At 71.6% G+C, this 22,469-nt stretch carries 21 protein-coding genes; 11 read left to right on the forward strand and 10 right to left on the reverse strand.

What is annotated here, in order from left to right; translation table 11 throughout:
- Positions 1-156: 156 nt before the first annotated feature.
- From AC5WS8_RS14145 to AC5WS8_RS14155, 3 genes are all read right to left on the reverse strand, one after another.
- The gene (locus AC5WS8_RS14145) at positions 157-2,049 is read right to left on the reverse strand and encodes a phosphatidylglycerol lysyltransferase domain-containing protein (protein WP_496103712.1); all 1,893 of its coding nucleotides are present in this window, start codon (positions 2,047-2,049) and stop codon (positions 157-159) included.
- Between the two features lie 66 nt (positions 2,050-2,115).
- A complete protein-coding gene (gene cobT, locus AC5WS8_RS14150; RefSeq protein ID WP_496103713.1) occupies positions 2,116-3,183 on the reverse strand; it encodes a nicotinate-nucleotide--dimethylbenzimidazole phosphoribosyltransferase in 1,068 nt (355 codons plus the stop codon).
- Positions 3,184-3,262: 79 nt separating this feature from the next.
- Complete coding sequence (locus AC5WS8_RS14155; protein ID WP_496103714.1) at positions 3,263-4,462, reverse strand: bifunctional adenosylcobinamide kinase/adenosylcobinamide-phosphate guanylyltransferase; 1,200 nt, start codon at positions 4,460-4,462, stop codon at positions 3,263-3,265.
- Between the two features lie 113 nt (positions 4,463-4,575).
- On the opposite strand from AC5WS8_RS14155, the gene AC5WS8_RS14160 reads away from it, so the two are divergent.
- Positions 4,576-4,785, forward strand: coding sequence for a hypothetical protein (locus AC5WS8_RS14160; protein WP_496103715.1), 210 nt, complete (start codon positions 4,576-4,578; stop codon positions 4,783-4,785).
- A 42-nt stretch (positions 4,786-4,827) separates the two neighbouring features.
- On the opposite strand, the gene AC5WS8_RS14165 is transcribed toward AC5WS8_RS14160, so the two are convergent.
- The 3 genes from AC5WS8_RS14165 to AC5WS8_RS14175 all read right to left on the reverse strand — a co-directional run bounded on the left by AC5WS8_RS14165 (position 4,828) and on the right by AC5WS8_RS14175 (position 7,474).
- A complete protein-coding gene (locus AC5WS8_RS14165; protein WP_496103716.1) occupies positions 4,828-5,877 on the reverse strand; it encodes a S1C family serine protease in 1,050 nt (349 codons plus the stop codon).
- 185 nt (positions 5,878-6,062) lie between these two features.
- Complete coding sequence (locus tag AC5WS8_RS14170) at positions 6,063-6,764, reverse strand: class I SAM-dependent methyltransferase (protein ID WP_496103717.1); 702 nt, start codon at positions 6,762-6,764, stop codon at positions 6,063-6,065.
- An 80-nt stretch (positions 6,765-6,844) separates the two neighbouring features.
- The gene (locus AC5WS8_RS14175) at positions 6,845-7,474 is read right to left on the reverse strand and encodes a DUF3043 domain-containing protein (RefSeq protein ID WP_496103718.1); all 630 of its coding nucleotides are present in this window, start codon (positions 7,472-7,474) and stop codon (positions 6,845-6,847) included.
- Positions 7,475-7,773: 299 nt separating this feature from the next.
- Here AC5WS8_RS14175 and AC5WS8_RS14180 point away from each other — a divergent pair, with 299 nt between their 5' ends.
- From AC5WS8_RS14180 to AC5WS8_RS14195, 4 genes are all read left to right on the forward strand, one after another.
- Positions 7,774-8,571: a PspA/IM30 family protein gene (locus tag AC5WS8_RS14180; protein ID WP_103843867.1), complete on the forward strand. Its 798-nt coding sequence runs from the start codon at positions 7,774-7,776 to the stop codon at positions 8,569-8,571.
- Positions 8,572-8,599: 28 nt separating this feature from the next.
- On the forward strand, positions 8,600-8,878 hold the full coding sequence (pspAA, locus tag AC5WS8_RS14185; RefSeq protein ID WP_496103719.1) for a PspA-associated protein PspAA: 279 nt from the start codon (positions 8,600-8,602) through the stop codon (positions 8,876-8,878).
- 187 nt (positions 8,879-9,065) lie between these two features.
- Positions 9,066-10,295 carry a sensor histidine kinase gene (locus AC5WS8_RS14190; protein ID WP_496103720.1) on the forward strand — a complete coding sequence of 410 codons (1,230 nt, stop codon included), beginning with the start codon at positions 9,066-9,068 and terminating at the stop codon, positions 10,293-10,295.
- 20 nt (positions 10,296-10,315) lie between these two features.
- A complete protein-coding gene (locus tag AC5WS8_RS14195; RefSeq protein ID WP_496103916.1) occupies positions 10,316-10,993 on the forward strand; it encodes a response regulator transcription factor in 678 nt (225 codons plus the stop codon).
- A 354-nt stretch (positions 10,994-11,347) separates the two neighbouring features.
- Here the strand turns inward: AC5WS8_RS14195 and nadA are convergent, their stop codons facing one another.
- Positions 11,348-12,532: a quinolinate synthase NadA gene (gene nadA / locus AC5WS8_RS14200; protein WP_496103721.1), complete on the reverse strand. Its 1,185-nt coding sequence runs from the start codon at positions 12,530-12,532 to the stop codon at positions 11,348-11,350.
- Between the two features lie 329 nt (positions 12,533-12,861).
- On the opposite strand from nadA, the gene AC5WS8_RS14205 reads away from it, so the two are divergent.
- Positions 12,862-13,218, forward strand: a complete 357-nt coding sequence (locus AC5WS8_RS14205; protein WP_055491910.1) for an iron-sulfur cluster assembly accessory protein — start codon at positions 12,862-12,864, stop codon at positions 13,216-13,218.
- Between the two features lie 81 nt (positions 13,219-13,299).
- Here the strand turns inward: AC5WS8_RS14205 and AC5WS8_RS14210 are convergent, their stop codons facing one another.
- Together AC5WS8_RS14210 and AC5WS8_RS14215 are read right to left on the reverse strand one after the other, a co-directional pair.
- Complete coding sequence (locus AC5WS8_RS14210) at positions 13,300-14,829, reverse strand: hypothetical protein (RefSeq protein ID WP_496103722.1); 1,530 nt, start codon at positions 14,827-14,829, stop codon at positions 13,300-13,302.
- 161 nt (positions 14,830-14,990) lie between these two features.
- Complete coding sequence (locus tag AC5WS8_RS14215) at positions 14,991-15,206, reverse strand: hypothetical protein (protein WP_496103723.1); 216 nt, start codon at positions 15,204-15,206, stop codon at positions 14,991-14,993.
- 132 nt (positions 15,207-15,338) lie between these two features.
- On the opposite strand from AC5WS8_RS14215, the gene AC5WS8_RS14220 reads away from it, so the two are divergent.
- Entirely contained in the window at positions 15,339-16,313 is a 975-nt protein-coding gene (locus AC5WS8_RS14220; protein ID WP_496103724.1) for a carbohydrate kinase family protein, read from the forward strand.
- Positions 16,314-16,337: 24 nt separating this feature from the next.
- Here the strand turns inward: AC5WS8_RS14220 and AC5WS8_RS14225 are convergent, their stop codons facing one another.
- Complete coding sequence (locus AC5WS8_RS14225; protein WP_496103725.1) at positions 16,338-17,714, reverse strand: cysteine desulfurase/sulfurtransferase TusA family protein; 1,377 nt, start codon at positions 17,712-17,714, stop codon at positions 16,338-16,340.
- A gap of 270 nt (positions 17,715-17,984) precedes the next feature.
- Between AC5WS8_RS14225 and ctaC the strand changes: the two genes are divergently transcribed.
- The 4 genes from ctaC (at position 17,985) to AC5WS8_RS14245 (ending at position 22,457) form a co-directional block, all read left to right on the forward strand.
- Entirely contained in the window at positions 17,985-18,944 is a 960-nt protein-coding gene (gene ctaC / locus AC5WS8_RS14230) for an aa3-type cytochrome oxidase subunit II (protein ID WP_496103726.1), read from the forward strand.
- Positions 18,941-20,674, forward strand: coding sequence for an aa3-type cytochrome oxidase subunit I (gene ctaD / locus AC5WS8_RS14235; protein WP_496103727.1), 1,734 nt, complete (start codon positions 18,941-18,943; stop codon positions 20,672-20,674). Before ctaC ends, ctaD begins: the two co-directional genes overlap by 4 nt.
- Complete coding sequence (locus tag AC5WS8_RS14240) at positions 20,671-21,069, forward strand: cytochrome c oxidase subunit 4 (protein WP_496103728.1); 399 nt, start codon at positions 20,671-20,673, stop codon at positions 21,067-21,069. Before ctaD ends, AC5WS8_RS14240 begins: the two co-directional genes overlap by 4 nt.
- 131 nt (positions 21,070-21,200) lie before the next feature.
- On the forward strand, positions 21,201-22,457 hold the full coding sequence (locus AC5WS8_RS14245) for a L,D-transpeptidase (protein ID WP_496103729.1): 1,257 nt from the start codon (positions 21,201-21,203) through the stop codon (positions 22,455-22,457).
- Positions 22,458-22,469: the final 12 nt, after the last annotated feature.

Consider the following 22,469-nt stretch of genomic DNA (forward strand, 5'->3'; position numbering starts at 1 on the left):
TCATCACGTCCCCCGTGCTCCTCACCTGTGCGACTGAAAGTACGTGCGGTGCAGCCACTTCGGCAGCCCCGGTGCCGCGGGGCCCGGCGCCGGATTCCCGCCCGCCCCGCGGCGCCCGGCACGCACGCCCCCAAGCCCTTCGAGCAGGGGGGACCCTCACGCCGCGTCGCCGAAGCGCCCACGTGGCTCCTCCCCCGAGCTCTCGGCTCCGCTCGAGCAGGGGGGACCCCCGTCGAGGCAGTTCCGGCGCCTTGCGATCGCACGCACCGGACGCCGCAGGGCCCGCCCTCCGGGCGGACGACGGGAATCCGACGCCAGGCCCCCCAGGAACCCCTCGGCGCGCGCCGAGGCGACGCCGATGCGCAGCAGGTCCGCGCTCTTCTCGAAGAGCAGGAACCTGGGTTCCCAGATGGGCCGGTACTTCGCGTTGGCCCGGTACAGCGACTCGATCTGCCACCAGCGCGAGAAGAAGCTGAGCAGCGAACGCCACAGCCTGAGCACCGGTCCGGCGCCGAGCCGTGCACCACGTTCGAAGACGGAGCGGAACATGGCGAAGTTGAGCGAGACCTGAGTGATCCCGATCTCCCGGGCGCCGCGCAGCAGTTCGATGACCATGAACTCCATCAGGCCGTTGTCGGAGTCCCGGTCGCGCCGCATCAGGTCCAGGGACAGGCCGTGCGGTCCCCATGGCACGAAGGACAGCAGTGCCCGCAACCGGCCCGCACCGTCCGTGCACTCCAGCATCACGCACTGCCCGTCCTCCGGGTCGCCGAGCCTGCCCAGCGCCATGCTGAAACCGCGTTCGGTGGCCCCGTCGCGCCAGTCGTCGGCCTTCTGCAGCAGGAACGCCATCTCGGCGGCGGGAATGTCCGCGTGACGCCGGATGCGGACCGAATACCCGGCGCGCCGGACCCGGCTGCAGGCCTGGCGGACGGTGCGCATGGCCCGCCCCTCGAGGGTGAACTCGCCGACGTCCACGACGGCTTCGTCACCGAGTTCCAGGGCGTCCATCCCGTGCCGCGCGTAGACGGTCCCGGCCTCCTCGCTCGCACCCATCACGGCCGGGATCCAGCCGTGCGCCCGGGCCTCGGCGAGCCAGGGCTCGATGCAGCCGGGCCAGGCCTCCGGGTCGCCGAGCGGGTCGCCGGAGGCGAGCGAGACGCCGCCGACGACCCGGTAGGCGACGGCCGCCTTGCCGGTGGGCGACCAGATGACGCTCTTCTCGCGGCGCAGCGCGAAGTAGCCGAGGGAGTCGCGTTCACCGTGCCGTTCGAGCAGGGCCCGCAGGCGTTTCTCGTCGTCCTCGGTGATCGGGTCCACGGCACGCCGGGAGCGGAAGGCGGCGTACAGGACGGCGAGGACGAGCAGCGTGCTGAAGACGTTGATGGTGACGTTCACCCAGTTGGGGGTGGCGATCCCCGGGTAGTGCGAGTCGTCGACGGTGACCGAGACCAGGCGCAGGGTGCCGTAGCGCCAGCGCTCCGCAAAGGTCGAACGGTGGGCGTCCCGCGCGGTGTTGGTGACGGTGACCACGAGCGCGGCCAGCAGCGAGGTGCTGAGCAGACCGACGGCGGCGACGGCGGCGGCGAGCCGCGGGTTGGACCGGTCGCCCTTGGCGTAGAACTCGCGCCGGCCGACGACGAGCGCGCCGGCGAAGGCCGTGGTGAGGACCAGGGAGATCCAGTTCTGGGCGTACCGCCGGATCTCCGGGAAGGTCATGGCGAACGCGAACAGCAGCAGGAACGGGCCGCTGAGCGCCAGGTTGAGGATCCACGCGGCCCGCTTGCGGCGCCGCATGGTGACGGCCAGGAACATCGTGAACACGCCGGAGGCGAAACCCGCGGTCAGCAGGTACGGCGTGAAGAGGTTCTCCTGGTTGTGCCGTCGCACGTCCTGCCCGAAGGAGACCCAGACGGCGGAGAGGAAGTTGACGAACGTGACGGCACGCAGGTACCAGACGGCGAACGCGGCGGCCCGCCGGGAGACCCGCCCCCCGCCCCCAGGCCGAACCGAGCGTTCCCGTTCCACGCTAAATCGGGCATCTCCCATGAAGGGCGATGATATGGGGCGCCTGGGGGCGTGCGGGGGAGCGGTTCAAGGCAGAAACGGGCCGGTTCACTCCTTGCCGTCGGCCTCCGCGGGCTTCTCCGGGAGCTCCGCCGCCAGGGCGGCGGCGGCCTGCACCAAGGGCAGCGCGAGCAGGGCCCCGACTCCCTCACCGACCGTCACACCGTGGTCGAGCAGCGGCTCCAGGGCCATCCGGTCCAGCGCCTTCGCCTGGGCCGGCTCCCCGCTGTCCTGGCCCGCCAGCCACCAGTCCGGCGCCCGGAACGCGATCCGCTGCGCCACCAGCGCGCACGCCGCCGACACGACCCCGTCCAGGATCACCGGCGTCTTGCGCACCGCGCACTGCAGCAGGAAACCGGTCATCGCGGCCAGATCGGCACCGCCCACCGCCGCCAGCAGCTGCAACTGGTCGCCGAGCACGGGCCGGGCCCGCCGCAGCGCGTCCCGGACCGCCGCGCACTTGCGCATCCACGCCAGGTCATCGATCGCGAGGCCTCCGCGCCCGGTCACCACGGAGGCGTCGGTCCCGCACAGCGCGGCGATCAGCACGGCCGCCGGCGTCGTCCCGCCGACGCTCACATCGCCGAGGACCACCAGGTCCGTCCCGGCGTCCGCCTCCTCGTCCGCGACCGCGACACCGGCCCGGAGCGCGGCCTCCGCCTCCTGAAGGGTCAAGGCGTCCTCGACGTCGATGCGCCCGCTGCCGCGCCGCACCCGATGCCGTACGACGTCCGCCGGAAGCTCCTCCGGGTCGCAGTCGAGAGCCATGTCGACCACCCGCACGGGCACGTCCAGCTGCCGCGCCAGGATCGACACCGGGCCGGCTCCCTGAAGCACCGCCCGCACCAGCCGGTCGGCGCCGCCCGCGGGCCGCGCCGACACGCCGAGCGAGGCGACCCCGTGGTCGCCCGCGAACAACACCGCGCGCGGCCGCTCGATCGGCCGCACCGGCACGGCCGACTGCGCCGCCGCCAACCACTCACCCAGGTCGTCCAGGCGACCCAGGGCCCCGGGCGGAACGATCTGACGCTCCCGGCGCGCCTCCGCGTCGCGGCGCACCCCGCCGTCGGGGCGCTCGATCAGATCGGTGAAGTCGTCGAGATTAAGCGAGCTCATTCGCCGAACAGTACCGGCAGAGATCGAACGCCAAGGCGCCACCCGCGCCCACGGAGTGCGCGAGAGCACCCCTTGTCCGTCATCCGCGCAGCGTCAGCGCCTGCCCGGCCACCACCAGCAGCACATGCTCGCACTCGGCCGCGAACGCCGCGTTCAGACGGCCGAGTTCGTCGCGGTAGCGGCGGCCGGACGCGGTCGCCGGGACGATACCGGAGCCCACCTCGTTCGACACGGCGACGACCGTGCGCCGGGTCTCACGGACCGCCGCCGCCAGCTCGTCCACCCGCGCCCGCAGCTCCCGCTCGCCACCGGCCGTCCACTCCGCGTCGTCCCAGGCGTTCACCGCGTCCATCCCGTCCGTCAGCCACAGCGACAGACAGTCGATCAGCAGCGGCGGCCCGTCCTCCTTCAGCAGCGGTACGAGATCGCAGGTCTCGGCGGTGCGCCAGGACCCGGGCCGCCGCTCCCGGTGCGCGGCCACCCGCGCCGCCCACTCCGTGTCCCCGCCCCGCGACCCGCCCGTCGCCACGTACAGCACGTCCGGGAACGCCTCCAGACGCCGCTCCGCCTCGACCGACTTGCCGGACCGCGCCCCGCCCAGCACCAGGGTGCGCCGGGGGACGTCCGGTACGTCCTCAGCGGCGCCGACGGCCAGCAGCGCGCCGTCCGGCACCGCCCGCGCCCCCGCCGCCGCGAGCCGCCGCGCCAGCTCGGCGCCCGGCGGCACCTCATGGTCCAGATGGGCGGCGACGACGTCCGTGGCCGGCCCGAGCGCCCCCACCGCCCGCAGTTTCGCCAGCGCGTCCGGCCGCCCCACGACATCGGCCACCACCATGTCGTACGGCTCCACCGGCCCCGCGAGCCCCGCGGGCGCCGCGCCCGGCGGCAGATACAGCAGCCGCATCCCGTCCGGGCCGGTCACCGCGTACCCCGTGCCCGGCGCGTCCATCGCGAGCGCCCGCACCCGGTGCCCCGTCAGCAGCGCCAACTCCCGCCCGTCCGGCACCCTCCCGGGCTGCGGCAGGCCCGCCGGCACCTCCACCGGGGGACCGTCGTGCGGGTGCGTGAGCAGCACCTGCCGTACGCCCGTCAGCGACCGCCCGGCACGCGCGGCCGCGAACGCCGCGCCCGGCGTCAGGTCGAGCAGCAGCGCCCCGTCCACGAGCAGGGAGGTCGCCGCCCGCGCCGCGGGCCCGAGCGCCCGCGCGCAGGCCGCGCAGGGACAGCCGGGCCGGGGGAGTCCGAGCGGGGCACCGGTACCGAGCACAGTGAGTTCCACGGACCCGATTTTCCCGGGTCCCCGCAGGTCTTGCCCATCCGGCTAGGCTCGACACACGAGCCGGACCGAGATCCGGCCCCCGGTTCGCAGGTGCTCACATCGTGGAGGCGTAGATGGTGCCATGGACGTGGCGGTTCGAGAAGGCCGACGGAACGGAGGTCCAGCCCGCGGTCGCGCCCGAGGAGTTCACCACACAGGGGGACGCCGAGTCCTGGATCGGGGAGCACTGGAAGGAACTGCTCGCCGGAGGAGCCGACCAGGTCCGGTTGTTCGAGGACGGCACGGAGGTCTACGGGCCGATGAGCCTGCACGCCGAGCAGTAGTCCACCGGCACGGGGGCGGGGGCCCGGCCCTCGCCCGTCTGCCTACTGCTCGCCCAGGGTGACGTCCACCCTCTTCCGGTGCCCGTCCCGCAGGAACGTCACCGTCGTCCGCTGCCCCGGTCTGTCACCGGCCAGTGCCTGCGCCAGGGACGTCACCGTGGTGATGCGCGTGTCGCCGAGTTCGACGATGACGTCGCCGGCCCTCAGCCCCGCCCGGTCGGCCGCGCCCCCGCTCTTGACGTCGACCACCGCGACCCCGGCCGGCTGGTAGGAGTCGTTCACCACCGTGCGGGCCGTGATGTTCAGGGCCGCGCGCCCGGAGTCGGTGACATGCCCGGTCCTGATGATCTGGTCGGCGACCGTCTTCACCAGGGACGCCGGGATCGCGAACCCGATGCCGGGTGCCGCACCGCCCCCGAGCTGCGGGTCGACCGCGGCGAGCGTGGGAATGCCGATGACCCGGCTGCCGAGGTCGACCAGCGCGCCCCCGCTGTTGCCCGGGTTGATCGCCGCCGAGGTCTGCACCATGTTCCCGATGGTGGCGCCCGTACCGCCGCCGTCGCCGCCGCCCTCGCTGACGGTCCGTCCGGTCGCCGACACGATCCCCTGCGTCACGCTCGACGACAGCCCGAGCGGGGAGCCCATGGCGAGTACGACCTGCCCCACCTCGACCTTGGCCGAGTCCCCGAACGAGGCCGCCCGCAGCCCGCGCGGCACCCTGTCCAGCCGGATGACGGCGAGGTCCTGCTCCGGGTACGAGGAGACGAGCCGGGCGGTCAGCGGCCGCTCGCTGTTGGCGACGGTCACCTGGAACACCCGTTCGTGCCCGATCACATGCGCGTTGGTGACGATGTGTCCCCTGCCGTCGTAGACCACGCCGGACCCGAGCGCGTTGCCCGTCCGGATCTGCACGACGGACGGCAGCACGTCCTTGATGACCCGCTGGTACTCGCTCTGCAGGTCACCGGCCGCCGTGTCCTCCCGCCGGGACGGGTTCCCGGAGCCGGTGGTGCAGCCGCCGAGCGGGAGCAGACAGCACACGAGGAGCGCGGCGCACAGCCGGCGCGGCGCACGGGTCCGGGAAGCGTCCATGCCCCGAGTCTCGCCAAGGGCCGGCGGCCCTGCCCCCGGTGATCACCCGAACGGGACCGCCCCGCTCTCGGAGCCCCGAACACCATGGGCGCCCGGCTCGCGACGCCCGGCACTCACTCACCGGGCTCTGCGAGCAGGGGGACCCCATCCGCGTTGCCGAAAGGTCTTGTGGCGGAGCCACCCGTTCAGCCGCGCACCCCGCACAGATGCAGCAACGCCGCGACCCCGCGGTACGGATCGGTCCTGCCGGCCCGCTCCTCCACGGCCAGCAGCGTCTCGACGTCGGCGGGAACCTCCGCGTCGTCCGCCGCCGTGTCGGTGAAGACCCGCACCCCGTACCAGGCGTGCAGCGGTGCCCCGATCCCCGCCAGCGTCGCGGTCAACGCCTCCAACCGGTCCGCGCGCACCTCCAGGCCGAGCCGGTTGGTGTAGGACACGGTGCCGAACGCGGCCAGCGCGCCCGGCCAGTCACCGGACAGGCCCGGCCGCATCGCCAGCGCGTCCCCGTTCCGCACCAGCAGGGAGAGCAGCCCACCGGGAGCCAGCACGCGGGCGAGCCCCGCCAGCAGGGCGTCCGGCTCCTCCACGTACATCAGCACGCCGTGGCAGAGCACCACGTCGAAGCTGCCCGGCAGGAAGTGCACGCCCGTGTCCCGGCCGTCGCCCTCGATGATCCGCATCCGCTCCCGGATGCCCTCCGGCTCACCGGCGAGCGCCTCGCGGGCGACGGCGATCATCTTCTCGTCCTGCTCGAGCCCGGTCACCTGATGCCCCGCCCGGGCCAGGCGCAGCGCCTGCGTCCCCTGGCCCATGCCCACGTCGAGCACCCGCAGCCGCTGCCCGACCGGGAACCGCCCGGCTATCTGCTCGTCCAGATGCCGGGCCACCAGCTCCTGCCGTACCACATCACGCAGAGCGCCGAGCTTGCTCAGCCAGGCGTCCGCGCCCCCGGAGAAGGCCGTCGTGCTCAGGGCCGCTCTCCGCGCTTGACCTGCGGCTTCGGCAGCCGGAGCCGGCGCATCTGCAGGGAGCGCATCAGCGCGTAGGCGACCGCGCCGCGCTTGTTCTGGTCGGGGAAGCGCTCAGCGAGCCGCTTCCTCAGACGGAACGCGGAGATGATCGAGTCGATGACGATCGCCACGATCACGACCAGCCACAGCAGCAGCGCGATCGACTGCAGCGCACCCACCCGCACCACGCTCAGCACGAGGATGACCACGGCCATCGGCAGGAAGAACTCCGCCACGTTGAGCCGGGAGTCGACGTGGTCGCGGGCGAACCTGCGGACCGGGCCCTTGTCCCGCGCAGGCAGATACCGCTCGTCCCCGCCGGCCAGCGCCTGCCGCTGTTTCTCCAGCGCGACGCGGCGCTCCTCGCGCTGCCGCTTGGCGGCGTCCTTGCGCGACATCGAGGTGTTGGCGACGCTGCGCCGCTGGGACTGGGCCTCACTGCGCTTCGGCGTGGGCCTGCCCTTCGGGGCCTGCGGGTCACGGGGCTGCTTGGAGACGGTCACCGGCGCCTTGTCGGCGGTCGGGGCCTTCTCTTCCTTGGCACGGCTACGGAACACGAAACCCAAGGGTACGGGGTCATCGGGCATGGACCCCAGCCCCGCGGGGAACGATCCGGCAACACCGCTCGTCTCCACGGGTACGAGGCGGCCGTGAGGGGAAGACCGCCGACGTTCTTCCACAGGGTGGCTGAGGGAAACCCGGCGTCCTCCCGTACGTAAGCCCGGGGGACACCTACTCCCTACGCCGGAGCGGGACCGTACGCAGTCGTCCTTGGGGATGACCGCATCCGTTCCCGAACAGTGCGGTAATGGATGCAGGGCCCGTACTGTGGGTTCTGTCGCAGAGCTGTGAGCCGGAGTCGGTCAGAAGGGGGCGCGCGAAGCCCATGAGCGGTGTCATGAAGCGTATGGGGATGATCTTCCGCGCGAAGGCGAACAAGGCCCTTGACCGGGCCGAGGACCCGCGCGAGACCCTCGATTACTCGTACCAGAAGCAGCTGGAGCTGCTGCAGAAGGTCCGCCGTGGTGTGGCGGACGTGGCCACCTCCCGCAAGCGCCTGGAGCTCCAGCTCAACCAGCTCCAGCAGCAGTCGTCGAAGCTGGAGGACCAGGGCCGCAAGGCGCTCGCGCTCGGCCGCGAGGACCTGGCCCGCGAGGCGCTGTCCCGGCGCGCGGCGCTCCAGCAGCAGGTGACGGACCTGGAGACCCAGCACCAGACCCTGCAGGGCGAGGAGGAGAAGCTGACACTGGCGGCCCAGCGGCTGCAGGCGAAGGTGGACGCCTTCCGCACGAAGAAGGAGACCATCAAGGCGACGTACACGGCGGCCCAGGCCCAGACCCGGATCGGCGAGGCGTTCTCCGGCATCTCCGAGGAGATGGGCGACGTCGGCCTGGCGATCCAGCGCGCCGAGGACAAGACGGCCCAGCTCCAGGCCCGCGCCGGCGCGATCGACGAGCTCCTGGCCTCCGGTGCCCTGGACGACCCCTCCGGCATGGCCAAGGACGACATCCAGGCCGAGCTGGACCGGCTCTCCGGCGGTACGGACGTGGAGCTGGAGCTGCAGCGCATGAAGGCGGAGCTGGCCGGGGGCTCCTCCGACCAGCGGCAGGCGCTCGAGGGCGGCACCGGGCAGGGTCAGAACCAGTCCCAGCCGCAGGACACCCCACGCTTCGACAAGCAGTGAGCCGGTCTCACCCCTTCAGGAGGGCGACATGATCGTGCGGATCATGGGTGAGGGTCAGGTGCGGCTGGACGACGCCCACGTCACCGAGCTGAACAAGCTGGACGACGAGCTGCTCGCGGAGATGCAGCACGGCGACGAGGCCGGCTTCCGCCGCACCCTGGCGGCGCTGCTCGCGGAGGTCCGCCGTCTGGGCTCCCCGCTCCCGGACGACTCCCTGGAACCGTCGGAACTGATCCTGCCGTCGCCGGACGCGAGTCTGGAGGAGGTCAGGGAGATGCTGAGCGGAGACGGGCTGATCCCTGGGTGACGGGCACGGTTCGGCCCGGGGCAGAGATCCAGCCGCTGGGGGTACCCCCTGCTGGAAGGGCTTTTGGGAGTTCGAGGACGAGGCCGTTCAGGCCGGTCGGTGGTCCGGGGCGCAGCCCCCGGACCATACGTGCGGCCGGGCGGCGGCCTCGGTTCCGCCCGCCGCAGGCACCCCGTACCGTGAACCCGTGAGCACCCTAGAGCGCACCCGGTGCCGGGCCCGCGCCCACCCCCTCGTCCTCGACGCGGTCCTGGCCCTCGGCGTGCTGGTCTCCATGCTGGCCACGTCCTTCGCCGCCCCCCGGGACCACCGCGCCACCTGGGTCCCGCACACTCCCGGCGCCCTCAGCCTCGTCCTCATGGTGCTCGCCGCGGCAGCGCTCGTCCTCCGCAGGCGGAGCCCCATGGCCGTCCTCGCCGTCACCGGGGTCCTCTCCCTCGTGGAACTGCTCACGGCAGACCCGCGCGCCCCCGTCGCGATGTCCGCCGTCGTCGCCCTCTACACCGTCGCCTCCACCACCGACCGCCCCACCACCTGGCGCGTCGGCCTGCTGACCATGACCGTGCTCACCGGCGCCGCCATGCTCTCCGGCCCCCTGCCGTGGTACGCCCAGGAGAACCTCGGTCTCTTCGCCTGGACCGGCATGGCCGCGGCCGCCGGCGACGCCGTGCGCAGCCGCCGCGCCTTCGTGCAGGCCATCAGGGAGCGCGCCGAGCGCGCGGAGCGCACCCGCGAGGAGGAGGCCCGCCGCCGTGTCGCCGAGGAGCGGCTGCGCATCGCCCGTGACCTGCACGACGTCGTCGCCCACCACATCGCCCTGGTCAATGTGCAGGCCGGAGTCGCCGCCCACGTCATGGACAAGCGGCCCGACCAGGCCAAGGAAGCCCTCGCCCACGTCCGCGAGGCCAGCCGCTCGGCACTGAACGAACTCCGTGCCACCGTCGGACTGCTGCGCCAGTCCGGCGACCCCGAGGCCCCCACCGAGCCCGCCCCTGGACTCGCCCGCCTCGACGAGCTCGCCGACACCTTCCGCAGCGCCGGCCTTCCCGTCGAGGTCGCCCGCGCCGACGACGGCACCACCCTGCCCGCCGCCGTGGACCTGGCCGCGTACCGCGTCATCCAGGAGGCCCTCACCAATGTGCGCAAGCACGCGGGGTCCACCGCGAAGGCCGAGGTCAGCGTCGTCCGTGTGGGCCCCGACGTGGAGATCACAGTCCTCGACGACGGCCCGGGCGAGGACACCGCACCCGGCGACGACGACGGCAACGGCGGCCACGGCCTGCTCGGCATGCGGGAGCGCGTCACCGCTCTCGGCGGCTCCCTCACCACCGGCCCCCGCTACGGAGGCGGCTTCCGGGTCCATGCGATCCTGCCGGTCAGGAACCACGCGACGACCGCAGCCGGGGAGACCGTGTGACCGCCACCCAGCAAGCGCCCGTGAGCATCCGGGTCCTGCTCGCCGACGACCAGGCGCTGCTCCGCAGCGCCTTCCGGGTGCTCGTCGACTCCGAGCCGGACATGGAGGTGGTGGGCGAGGCGTCCGACGGCGCCGAGGCGGTGCGGCTGGCCAAGGAGCGGGGCGCCGACGTCGTCCTGATGGACATCCGCATGCCCGGCACGGACGGCCTCGCCGCCACCCGCCTGATCAGCGCCGATCCCGCTCTCGCCCACGTCCGGGTGGTCATCCTCACGACCTTCGAGGTCGACGACTACGTCGTGCGGTCGCTGCGCGCCGGAGCCTCCGGCTTCCTCGGCAAGGGCTCCGAGCCCGAGGAGCTGCTGAACGCCATCCGCGTCGCCCACGGTGGCGAGGCACTGCTGTCGCCCGCCGCCACCAAGGGGCTCATCGCCCGGTTCCTCGCCCAGGGCGACGACGACGGCCGCGACCCGGCCCGCTCGGACCGGCTCGGCACGCTCACCGGCCGGGAGCGCGAAGTGCTCGTGCAGGTCGCCGGCGGCCACTCCAACGACGAGATCGCCGAGCGCCTGGAGGTCAGCCCGCTGACGGTGAAGACGCACGTCAACCGGGCCATGGCGAAACTCGGCGCCCGCGACCGGGCACAACTGGTGGTCATGGCCTACGAGTCCGGACTGGTGCGTCCACGGATGGAGTGACCTGACCCGGCGGTGCCGCCGGCCGGATCGGGTGGGCCCGGGCCAACCGGATCGGGTCCACCGCGGCTGGTGTCGACCGCGCAGACTCGATCGCTCGCGGAACGACCGAGCGGCGTGAGCCGGCCCCCCGTCCTCGGACGGGGCCCTTACCGGGCGAAGCGCCGGTGGACGGCGGGCCGGGCCGGGCACCGGTGGCAACCGCCGCCGGGTGCGGCCTGAGGCGGCCGCACTACGACCTCTGGTGGTGGGAGAGGGCTCGTCCGCTGCGGCACGCGCGGCCGGGGACGCGGCCAGAACGGCGAAGAGCGCCGCTCACACTGAGCGTCGCTCTTCACCCGCGTACTGACGAATCCGCTACGGCAGCGCCAGCATCCGCTCCAGCGCCAGCTTCGCGAACGCCTCCGTCTCCTTGTCCACCTGGATGCGGTTCACCGGCTTCCCCTCCGCCAGGGACTCCAGCGCCCACACCAGGTGCGGCAGGTCGATGCGGTTCATCGTCGAGCAGAAGCACACCGTCCGGTCGAGGAAGACGATCTCCTTGCCCTCCGGCGCGAAACGGTTCGCCAGGCGGCGGACCAGGTTCAGCTCCGTGCCCACGGCCCACTTCGAGCCGGCCGGAGCCGCTTCCAGGGTCTTGATGATGTACTCCGTGGAGCCCACGTGGTCCGCGGCTGCGACCACCTCGTGCCTGCACTCCGGGTGCACCAGCACGTTCACGCCCGGGATCCGCTCCCGTACGTCGTTCACCGAGTCCAGGCTGAAGCGGCCGTGCACCGAGCAGTGGCCCCGCCACAGGATCATCTTCGCGGCGCGCAGCTGCTCGGCCGTCAGGCCGCCGTTCGGCCGGTGCGGGTTGTAGACGACGCAGTCGTCCAGGGACATGCCCATGTCCCGCACGGCCGTGTTGCGGCCCAGGTGCTGGTCCGGCAGGAACAGGACCTTCTCACCCTGCTGGAACGCCCACTCCAGGGCCCGCTGCGCGTTCGACGACGTGCAGATGGTGCCGCCGTGCTTGCCGGTGAACGCCTTGATGTCCGCGGACGAGTTCATGTACGACACCGGGACGACCTGCTCGGCGATCCCCGCCTCGGTCAGCGCGTCCCAGCACTCGGCGACCTGCTCGGCGGTCGCCATGTCGGCCATGGAACAGCCGGCCGCGAGGTCGGGCAGGACCACCTTCTGGTCGTCCGACGTGAGGATGTCCGCCGACTCGGCCATGAAGTGCACACCGCAGAAGACGATGTACTCGGCCTCCGGCCGCGCGGCGGCGTCCCGGGCCAGCTTGAAGGAGTCGCCCGTGACGTCCGCGAACTGGATGACCTCGTCGCGCTGGTAGTGGTGCCCGAGGACGAACACCTTGTCGCCCAGCTTCTCCTTGGCCGCGCGGGCGCGCTCGACCAGGTCCGGGTCGGACGGCGAGGGGAGTTCGCCGGGACACTCGACGCCCCGTTCGCTCCTCGGGTCGGCCTCACGGCCGAGCAGCAGCAGGGCGAGGGGCGTCGGCTGTACGTCGAGCTCCTGGGTCTGGGCGGTGGTCACGACACGCACCCTTTCTGTTCTGCGGCTCGCCGGCCCTCGGACGGGCCGGCGGGACATGCTGGACAAGCCTTTTCGTCGATTTGACGCTATCTATCATAACCGCTTCATGTCACTTTGACGATGGCCATTGCGTCTATGTGACGTGAATCCCGGCGGGGGTCCTGCGGGGACGCGTCCCTCCACAGGCCGGTAGGCGTGTTTCGCGGCGTGTGCGAGCATGAAGAAGAAGCGAGACGCGAGAGGAAGCGTGCTCGGCCCGGAATGAATCCGCGGCCGGGCCGGTTGCACTCGTCGGCAAGCAGTCTCCGTACAACCCGGGAGAGATGTAGATGTCCGTACAGGACGAGACCACCACCGTCACCGACGGCATCATCCTGACCGACGCCGCCGCGGCCAAGGTCAAGGCCCTGCTCGACCAGGAAGGCCGTGACGACCTGGCGCTGCGCGTCGCGGTTCAGCCCGGCGGCTGCTCCGGCCTGCGCTACCAGCTCTTCTTCGACGAGCGTTCGCTCGACGGCGACGTGGAGAAGGACTTCGGCGGGGTCAAGGTCGTCACCGACCGCATGAGCGCCCCGTACCTGGGCGGCGCGACCATCGACTTCGTCGACACCATCGAGAAGCAGGGCTTCACCATCGACAACCCGAACGCGACGGGCTCCTGCGCCTGCGGCGACTCCTTCAGCTGAGTCGGCGCCCGGCGCGGACGTGTGAAGGCGGCACCCCCGGTCCGGGGGGCGCCGCCTTCGTCCGTCCCTGGAGCCGGCCTCCTACCGTGCGAGCGGGGGCCCCGCCCCGTCGGCCGGCACCGTCCCCTTCGGGATCGGCCTGCCGTCCGAACCGACCACCTGGCGGTCGCCCAGCGGCGCCTTCAGGTGCAGCGTCTCGTGGTAGACCTTCGCGATCATGATGCACACCTTGCCCCGCCAGGGCGTCCCGGTCACGGTCACCGTCACCCGGTCGGAGCCCTCGCTCACGGACGCCGTGTAGTCGGCGCACACCCCGCCCTCGTAGGCGATGGTCAGGTCCCGGCCGTCGGCGGTGTAGGCCATCACCTTCACGTCATGCTTCGTGGGTGCCGGGGACGGCGTTCCGCCCGGCGCGCTCGTACCCGGAGCGCTCGTGCCCGGCGCCGGCGTGCCGCTCGGCTGCCCCGGCGGCTGCGGGCTGGTCAGGTACTGCGGATCGATCGCCGGATAGGTCACCGTGAGGCCCTCCCCGGCCCCCGTCGGCCGTACCTCGAACAGCCATGACGGCACCAGCGCCGCCCGGCCGTCCACGGAGTGCCGGGCCAGCCCGAACACCGCGCCCTGCACCGTCGCCGACGCCCGCTTCGGCGCCGCGGTGGACGCCCCGCACGGCTTCTCGTCCCGGTCCTTGACCGGTACCGGACTGGCACAGCCGCCGATGCCCTTGCGACCGTGGGACGGCGCGCCGTTCATCAGCTCCAGCGTCCGCTTCGCGTCCAGCACGGGATACGTCGCTCCCTTGACCGGCGCCTTCAGATTGCCGCTGCCGCCCACCACCCGGCCGTCCCCGCCCACCTGGATGCCGGTCGACCAGCCGTGCGTGGGCAGCCCGCCGACCTCGGGATCGGCGTTCACCACCCGCAGGGAGCCCAGGAGCTGGTGCGCGTCGAGCTCGGCGTCGTCCTGGCCGAGCGCCTTCAGCACCGGAGCGGCGGCCCGCTCCGCCATGGCCTCGCTCACCGGGGAGCCCGCGGCGGAGCCCCGGGTGGAGGGGCACACCTTGCTGCTCCGGCACAGGTCGTCGGATCCGGGTCCGTACCGGCTGAACGTCCACCCCCCCGGTGCCTGCCCGGCCACCCGCAGCAGCGGCTGCGCGCCGTCCTTGCCGCCGCCCACCGTCCAGGAGTCACCCACCCGCCGCGGCGTGCCGCTCACGTCCAGAGCCTTGGCGAGCCGGGTCACCTCCTCCCGCGTCACCTCGCCCCTGGCCCGGTACACCGGCGCCGACCCGGGGCCGCCGGGCAGCTTGCCGGCCGCGCGGTACGTCGTGCCGTACGGGTTCGGCTCGCCCGCCGCGATGCCCGGCGTACCCGCCCCGCCGTAGCCGTCCAGGGCCAGCGCCGGGGGAGCGCCGCCGCCGCCCGGCGCGGAGGAGCCGCCCGCTTTGCCGGACAGGCTCGCGGCCAGGTACGCCCCGCCGCCCCCGACCAAGAGGACCGCCGCCGCGACCGAGGCGACCACCACCGGGGAACGCCGTCGCGGCACGGTTGCGTCACCGCCCTCGGGGACGTCCGCCGTCTCGCTCGCGTCGTCGGGTCGCTCGGTGTTCACCGCATCGCTCCTTCGGGTCCACGCTGTCCCAGGAGACCCCGCCGTGCCGGAAGAGGCCACGGTGGGTCGTATCCCGCCTCCCTCATACGGGGGACGGCGATGGGACGCAGCGGGGGAGCGCGCGGTTCCCTCGCGGGTGCGCCTGCAGGCAGGCGCCGCGATCAGTCCCCGTAGTCGGACATCGCGTCCAGAAGGCGGGCGGAGGCGGGCGGCACGCTGACCCCGTGGATCAGGGACGGTGAGACCGGCGCGGACGCGGTCTTCGCGGGGGCGGCCCAGTGCGGGACCATGCGAGCGCAGTCGCCGCGCAGCGACGCCAGGTCTCCTTCCGCTTCCGTGCCGGGCAGGGCGCTGCCGAGGACCTCGAGCTTCGTCATGACGGCACCGTAGGCAGGCCCGAGCCCACCGGGAAAGGTCTACTATCGGGTAGTTTTGCCTGCTTCAGAGGGGCTGGTGGACCGGGTAGCGTGAACTGTCCATCCCCTCCGCCCCAGGAGCGTGTCCTAGCCGTGCGTATCGCAGTCACCGGCTCCATCGCCACCGACCACCTCATGACCTTCCCCGGCCGCTTCGCCGACCAGTTCGTCGCGGACCAGCTGCACACGGTCTCCCTCTCCTTCCTGGTCGACCGCCTCGACGTACGCCGCGGCGGGGTGGGCGCGAACATCGCCTTCGGTATGGGACAGCTCGGCACCAAGCCGATCCTGGTCGGCGCGGCCGGCTCCGACTTCGACGAGTACCGGGCATGGCTGGACCGACACGGGGTGGACACCGAGTCCGTGCGGATCTCGGAGACCCAGCACACGGCCCGCTTCGTGTGCACGACCGACGCCGACCACAACCAGATCGGCTCCTTCTACACCGGCGCGATGAGCGAGGCCCGGCTCATCGAGCTCAAGACGGTGGCCGACCGGGTGGGGGGCCTCGACCTGGTCGTCATCGGCGCAGACGACCCGGAGGCGATGCTGCGCCACACGGAGGAGTGCCGCTCCCGGTCCATCCCGTTCGCCGCGGACTTCTCGCAGCAGATCGCCCGTATGGACGGCGACGAGATCCGGATACTGCTGGACGGGGCGACCTACCTCTTCTCCAACGAGTACGAGAAGGGGCTCATCGAGACCAAGACGGGCTGGTCGGACGGCGAGATCCTGGGCCGGGTGGGCCATCGGGTGACCACGCTCGGCTCCCGGGGCGTGCGCATCGAGCGCGTCGGCGAGGACCCGATCGAGGTGGGAGTGCCCGATGAGACGGCGAAGGTGGACCCGACCGGGGTCGGCGACGCCTTCCGGGCGGGGTTCCTCTCGGGGCTGGCGTGGGGCGTCACCCTGGAGCGGGCGGCCCAGGTGGGCTGCATGCTCGCGACCCTGGTCATCGAGACGCTCGGCACGCAGGAGTACCAGCTGCGGCGGGCCCACTTCATGGACCGCTTCACCAAGGCCTACGGGGACGAGGCCGCCGCGGAGGTCCAGGAACACCTGGCCTGAGGCCGGGCAGGCACGGACACGCCCCTACGAGAGCCGGCGGACCACGTACGCCGAACCCCGTTCCGCCGGCTCCTCACCCACGTACTCCTGCCCCCGCATCTCGCACCACGCCGGGATGTCCAGGCGGGCCGCCTCGTCGTCCGCCAGGACGCGGACCGTGCCGCCGACCGGGACGTCCCGGAAGGCCTTGGCCAGCTCGATCACCGGGATCGGGCAGCGCTTGCCGAGGGCGTCGACGACCAGGGCGTCCCCCCGCCCCGCGGTCCCCGGGGACGGCGCTCCCAGCTTCTCCCGGACCCCCGCCACCGCCTCCGGCAGCACCGCGAGGAACCGTTCGACGTCCTCCGCCGGTGTCCCCGGCGGCAGCGACACCCGCACGTTGCCCCCGCTCAGTACCCCCATCGCCTTCAGCACATGGCTCGGCGTCAGGGTGCTGCTCGTACAGGACGAACCGGACGAGACCGAGAAGCCCGCCCGGTCCAGCTCGTGCAGCAGCGTCTCTCCGTCGACATAGAGACAGGAGAACGTGACGATCCCGGGCAGCCGGCGCACCGGGTCGCCCACCACCTCGACATCGGGGACCAGCTCCCGCACCCGCACCCGGATCCGCTCCGTCAGCTCCCGCAGCCGCGGGGCCTCCTGGGCCGCCTCCGCCCGCACCGCCCGCAGCGAGGCCGCCGCCGCCACGACCGCGGGGATGTTCTCGAACCCGGCCGCCCGCCCCGACTCCCGCTCGTCCGCGGGACCCTGGGGCGCGAACCGCACCCCCTTGCGCACCGCGAGAAGCCCGACACCCGACGGCCCGCCCCATTTGTGCGCACTGGCCGTCAGCACCGACCAGCCGGCCTCCACCGGACCCCAGCCCAGCGACTGCGCCGCGTCCACCAGCAGCGGCACCCCGGCCGCCCGGCACACCTCGGCCACCCCGGCCACCGGCTGCACCGTGCCCACCTCGTGGTTGGCCGACTGCAGACAGGCCAGTGCGGTGTCCGCACGCAACGCCTCCGCGTACTCCTCGGGGGTGACGGCGCCCGCCCGCGAGACCGGCACCTGTGTCACCGTGCCGCCCGACGCCTCGAACACCTCCGCCGAATGGAGCACCGAGGAGTGTTCGACCGATGACACGATCAGGTGACGTCCGACCCGGCGGCGCCCCGCCAGCACCCCCTCGACCCCCGCGTGCACCGCCCGCGTCCCGGAGGAGGTGAAGACCAGCTCGTCCGGCCGGCAGCCGACCGCCTCGGCGGCCGTCTCCCGCGCCGCGTCCAGCAGCAATCGCGCCCGCCGCCCCTCGCGGTACAGCCGGGCGGGATCGGCCCACCCCTCCTCGAGCGAGGCCAGCAGAGCCTGCCGGGCAACGGGGTGAAGAGGACCACCGGAAGCAGCGTCGAAGTAACCCACACGGCAACGCTAATCGCCCGGAAGGGATGCGAGGAACTGCGCGATCGACAACGAACCACCGCACTCGCCACACAAGCCGCACCCCCGAGCTATTAGGCGCCCCGGCGCAACCCGCGGCGCGTACCGCACCCCTCCCCGCAACCCGCCGGAACGCGTCCAGTAGGGTTTGGTCCGCATAAACATCCAAACCCCTGCCCGACGCAGGGCGGCGACCGACCAGCGAGAAGGCCGCAGCCAACCGCGCGGGCGAGACTCTCGGGAAGGCGCTACGTGAGTCCCAACGGCTCCGACCGCTCGCCGCGGCGCCCGATGCGGCGGAAGCTGCTGCAGGCACTGACCGCGGGCCTGGTCCTGGCGACCGCAACCGGTTGCACATACAAGGACTTCCCCCGCCTTGGTATGCCCACCCCGACCACGGAAGAGGCTCCGCGGATCCTCTCCCTGTGGCAGGGATCCTGGGCGGCCGCGCTCGCCGTCGGCGTGCTGGTGTGGGGCCTGATCCTGTGGAGCGCGATGTTCCACCGGCGCAGCCGCACCAAGGTCGAGGTTCCCCAGCAGACCCGGTACAACATGCCGATCGAGGCGTTGTACACCGTGGTCCCGCTCATCATCGTCTCGGTGCTCTTCTACTTCACCGCCCGTGACGAGTCGAAGCTCCTCAGCCTCTCCAAGAAGCCCGACGTCACGATCAACGTCGTCGGCTACCAGTGGAGCTGGGGCTTCAACTACGTCACCCCCGTCGACGGGGTGACGGGCGACGCGAAGACCGACAAGAACCTGGTCGCGATCCCGGACCGGTTCAAGAACGACTTCCCGGCGAACGCCGGCGGTGTCTACGACTTCGGTACGCCCGCCACGCGGAACCCGCAGACGGGCAACCCCGGTCCCACGCTGTGGCTCCCCAAGGGCAAGACCGTCCGCTTCATCCTCACCTCGCGGGACGTCATCCACTCCTTCTGGGTGCTGCCGTTCCTGATGAAGCAGGACGTCATCCCCGGCCACGCCAACGCCTTCGAGGTGACCCCCAACCGGGAGGGCACCTTCCGCGGCAAGTGCGCCGAGCTCTGCGGCGTCGACCACTCCCGGATGCTGTTCAACGTGAAGGTGGTCTCGCCCGCAGCGTACGAGCAGCACCTCAAGGACCTCGCGAAGAAGGGGCAGACCGGTTACATTCCCGCCGGCATCGCGCAGACGAGCCACGAGAAGAACCGGGAGACGAACAACCTGTGAGCATCCTCAACGAACCCCAGGGTGCCGCGGCAGCAGAGTCGTACGAGAACGAGCTGCCGGTCCGGCGCAGGCGACCCGGTAACGTCGTCATCAAGTGGCTGACGACCACCGACCACAAGACGATCGGCACGCTGTATCTGACGACGTCGTTCGCGTTCTTCCTGATCGGCGGCGTGATGGCGCTGCTCATGCGCGCCGAGCTGGCCCGTCCGGGCCTGCAGATCATGTCGAACGAGCAGTTCAACCAGGCGTTCACGATGCACGGCACGATCATGCTGCTGATGTTCGCGACGCCGCTGTTCGCCGGCTTCGCGAACTGGATCATGCCGCTGCAGATCGGCGCGCCCGACGTGGCGTTCCCGCGGCTGAACATGTTCGCCTACTGGCTCTACCTGTTCGGCTCGCTGATCGCGGTCGGCGGCTTCCTCACCCCGGACGGCGCGGCCGACTTCGGCTGGTTCGCCTACAGCCCGCTGTCGGACGCGGTCCGCTCGCCGGGCGTCGGCGCCGACATGTGGATCATGGGTCTGGCCTTCTCCGGCTTCGGCACGATCCTCGGCTCGGTCAACTTCATCACCACGATCATCTGCATGCGCGCCCCCGGCATGACGATGTTCCGCATGCCGATCTTCGTGTGGAACGTGCTGCTGACCGGTGTGCTCGTGCTGCTGGCCTTCCCGGTCCTCGCGGCCGCGCTGTTCGCCCTGGAGGCGGACCGCAAGTTCGGTGCCCATGTCTTCGACGCGGCCAACGGCGGCGCACTGCTGTGGCAACACCTCTTCTGGTTCTTCGGCCATCCAGAGGTGTACATCATCGCGCTACCGTTCTTCGGCATCATCTCCGAGGTCATCCCGGTCTTCAGCCGTAAGCCGATGTTCGGCTACATGGGTCTCATCGGCGCCACCATCGCCATCGCCGGCCTGTCCGTGACGGTGTGGGCGCACCACATGTACGTCACCGGCGGCGTGCTGCTTCCGTTCTTCTCCTTCATGACGTTCCTCATCGCCGTTCCCACCGGCGTGAAGTTCTTCAACTGGATCGGAACGATGTGGAAGGGCTCGCTCTCCTTCGAGACGCCGATGCTCTGGGCGACCGGCTTCCTGATCACCTTCACGTTCGGTGGTCTGACCGGTGTCATCCTGGCCTCGCCGCCGATGGACTTCCACATCTCGGACTCGTACTTCGTGGTGGCGCACTTCCACTACGTGGTCTTCGGCACCGTCGTCTTCGCGATGTTCTCCGGCTTCCACTTCTGGTGGCCGAAGTTCACCGGCAAGATGCTCGACGAGCGCCTCGGCAAGATCACGTTCTGGACGCTGTTCATCGGCTTCCACGGCACGTTCCTGGTGCAGCACTGGCTGGGCGCCGAGGGCATGCCGCGTCGTTACGCGGACTACCTCGCCGCCGACGGCTTCACCGCCCTGAACACGATCTCGACGATCTCCTCCTTCCTGCTCGGCCTGTCGATCCTGCCGTTCCTCTACAACGTGTGGAAGACGGCCAAGTACGGCAAGCCGGTCGGCGTCGACGACCCGTGGGGCTACGGCCGTTCGCTGGAGTGGGCGACCTCCTGCCCGCCGCCGCGGCACAACTTCCTCACGCTGCCGCGGATCCGCTCCGAATCGCCCGCCTTCGACCTGCACCACCCGGAGATCGCCGCGCTCGAGCAGCTCGAGTACGCGGGTGCCGGCAGCAAGGGCGTCGCTGGTGGCAAGGAGGCCGGCAAGTGAAGATCCAGGGCAAGATGTTCCTGTGGCTGTCCGTCTTCATCCTCGTCATGGCCGTCGTCTACGGCGTGTGGTCGAAGGAGCCGGCCGGCACCACCGCGCTCTTCCTGGCCTTCGGCCTGAGCGTGATGATCGGCTACTACCTGGCCTTCACGGCCCGGCGGGTCGACGCGGGAGCGCAGGACAACAAGGAGGCCGACGTCGCCGACGACGCCGGTGAGATCGGCTTCTTCAGCCCGCACAGCTGGCAGCCGCTCGCCCTCGGCGTCGGTGGCGCGCTCGCCTTCCTGGCGATCGCGATCGGCTGGTGGCTGATGTACTTCTCGGCCCCGCTGATCCTGCTGGGCCTGTGGGGCTGGGTCTTCGAGTACTACCGCGGCGAGAACCGCACCCAGTAACAGGAGCCCCGCTCTTCCGGAGCCCGGACACACCTTCTGGAGTGTCCGGGCTCCCTCTTTTGCCACGCTCGGCGTCCCCCACACGGATTGCCCGGCGCGCCATGCTTGACAGACGTTCCTAGCGTGAGGGCATGAGCCACACAGCGTTCTTGAAAAACGGCACGGTCGTCGGGTGCACCCTGCTGGTGATCGCCCTCGGCGCGGGTCTCGTCGCCTGCGGGACGGACGGGGACCCGGCGGCGAAGCCGTACGACGCGGCGGACGACATCGACGTCAACGCCCAGGTCGGCGACGGCAAGCAGGTCGACCCGGACAAACCACTGGAGATCACCGCCTCGGGTTCGGACGCGCGCATCACGGACGTCACCGCCCTGGACTCCCGGGGGCGCTACGTCGCCGGTGAGCTCTCCGCCGACGGCAGCCGCTGGCACAGCACCTCACCGCTGGCCGCGGGCACCCACTACACGGTGCAGGTCAGCACGGAGGACGAGGACGGCAACCCGGGTCGCAAGACCCTGGAGTTCGACACCGGCACCCCCAAGGCCCAGACGGTTCTGAACGTCACCTTCGGCCCGGACTCCGGGACCTACGGCGTCGGGCAGCCCATCACCGCCACGCTCAGCCAGCCCGTCAAGGACAGGGCGCAGCGGGCCATCGTCGAGCGCGCCCTCAGGGTCGACTCGGTGCCCGCCGTGGAGGGCTCCTGGTACTGGGTGGACGACAAGACACTGCACTACCGCCCCAAGGACTACTGGCCCGCCCACGCCACCGTCACGGCCTACAGCAACCTCGCCGGGGTGAAGATCGCCGACCGCCTCTGGGGCGGCGACACCAAGCCCGTGAAGCTGACCATGGGGGACAGCGTCATCGCTGTCACGGACGCGGCGTCGCACCGGCTGACGGTCTACAAGAACGGCGAAGCGATCAAGCAGATCCCCGTCACCACCGGCAAGCCCGGCTACGCGACCCGCAACGGCGTCAAGGTGATCCTGAACAAGAGCTACGTCGTACGGATGCGCGGGACCACCATCGGCATCGCGGCGGGCTCCAGCGACTCCTACGACCTGAACGTCTACTGGGCGGCCCGGGTCACCTGGAGCGGCGAGTACGTGCACGCCGCGCCCTGGTCCGTGGGCTCCCAGGGGTACGCCAACGTCAGCCACGGCTGCACGGGGATGAGCACCGCGTACGCCCGGTGGTTCTACAACACGGTCCGGCAGGGCGACATCGTCCAGGTCGTCAACTCGGGCGGCAAACAGATGGAACCGTTCGGCAACGGCTTCGGCGACTGGAACGTGGACTGGAAGAAGTGGCAGAAGGGCAGCGCCCTGAGCCCCGACACGTCCAACCCGGCGCTGACGGCGCGGCTGAGCCCGGAGAGCGTCTGAGACGCCCTGAGA

It is taken from the genome of Streptomyces sp. PTL18 (assembly GCF_059510295.1).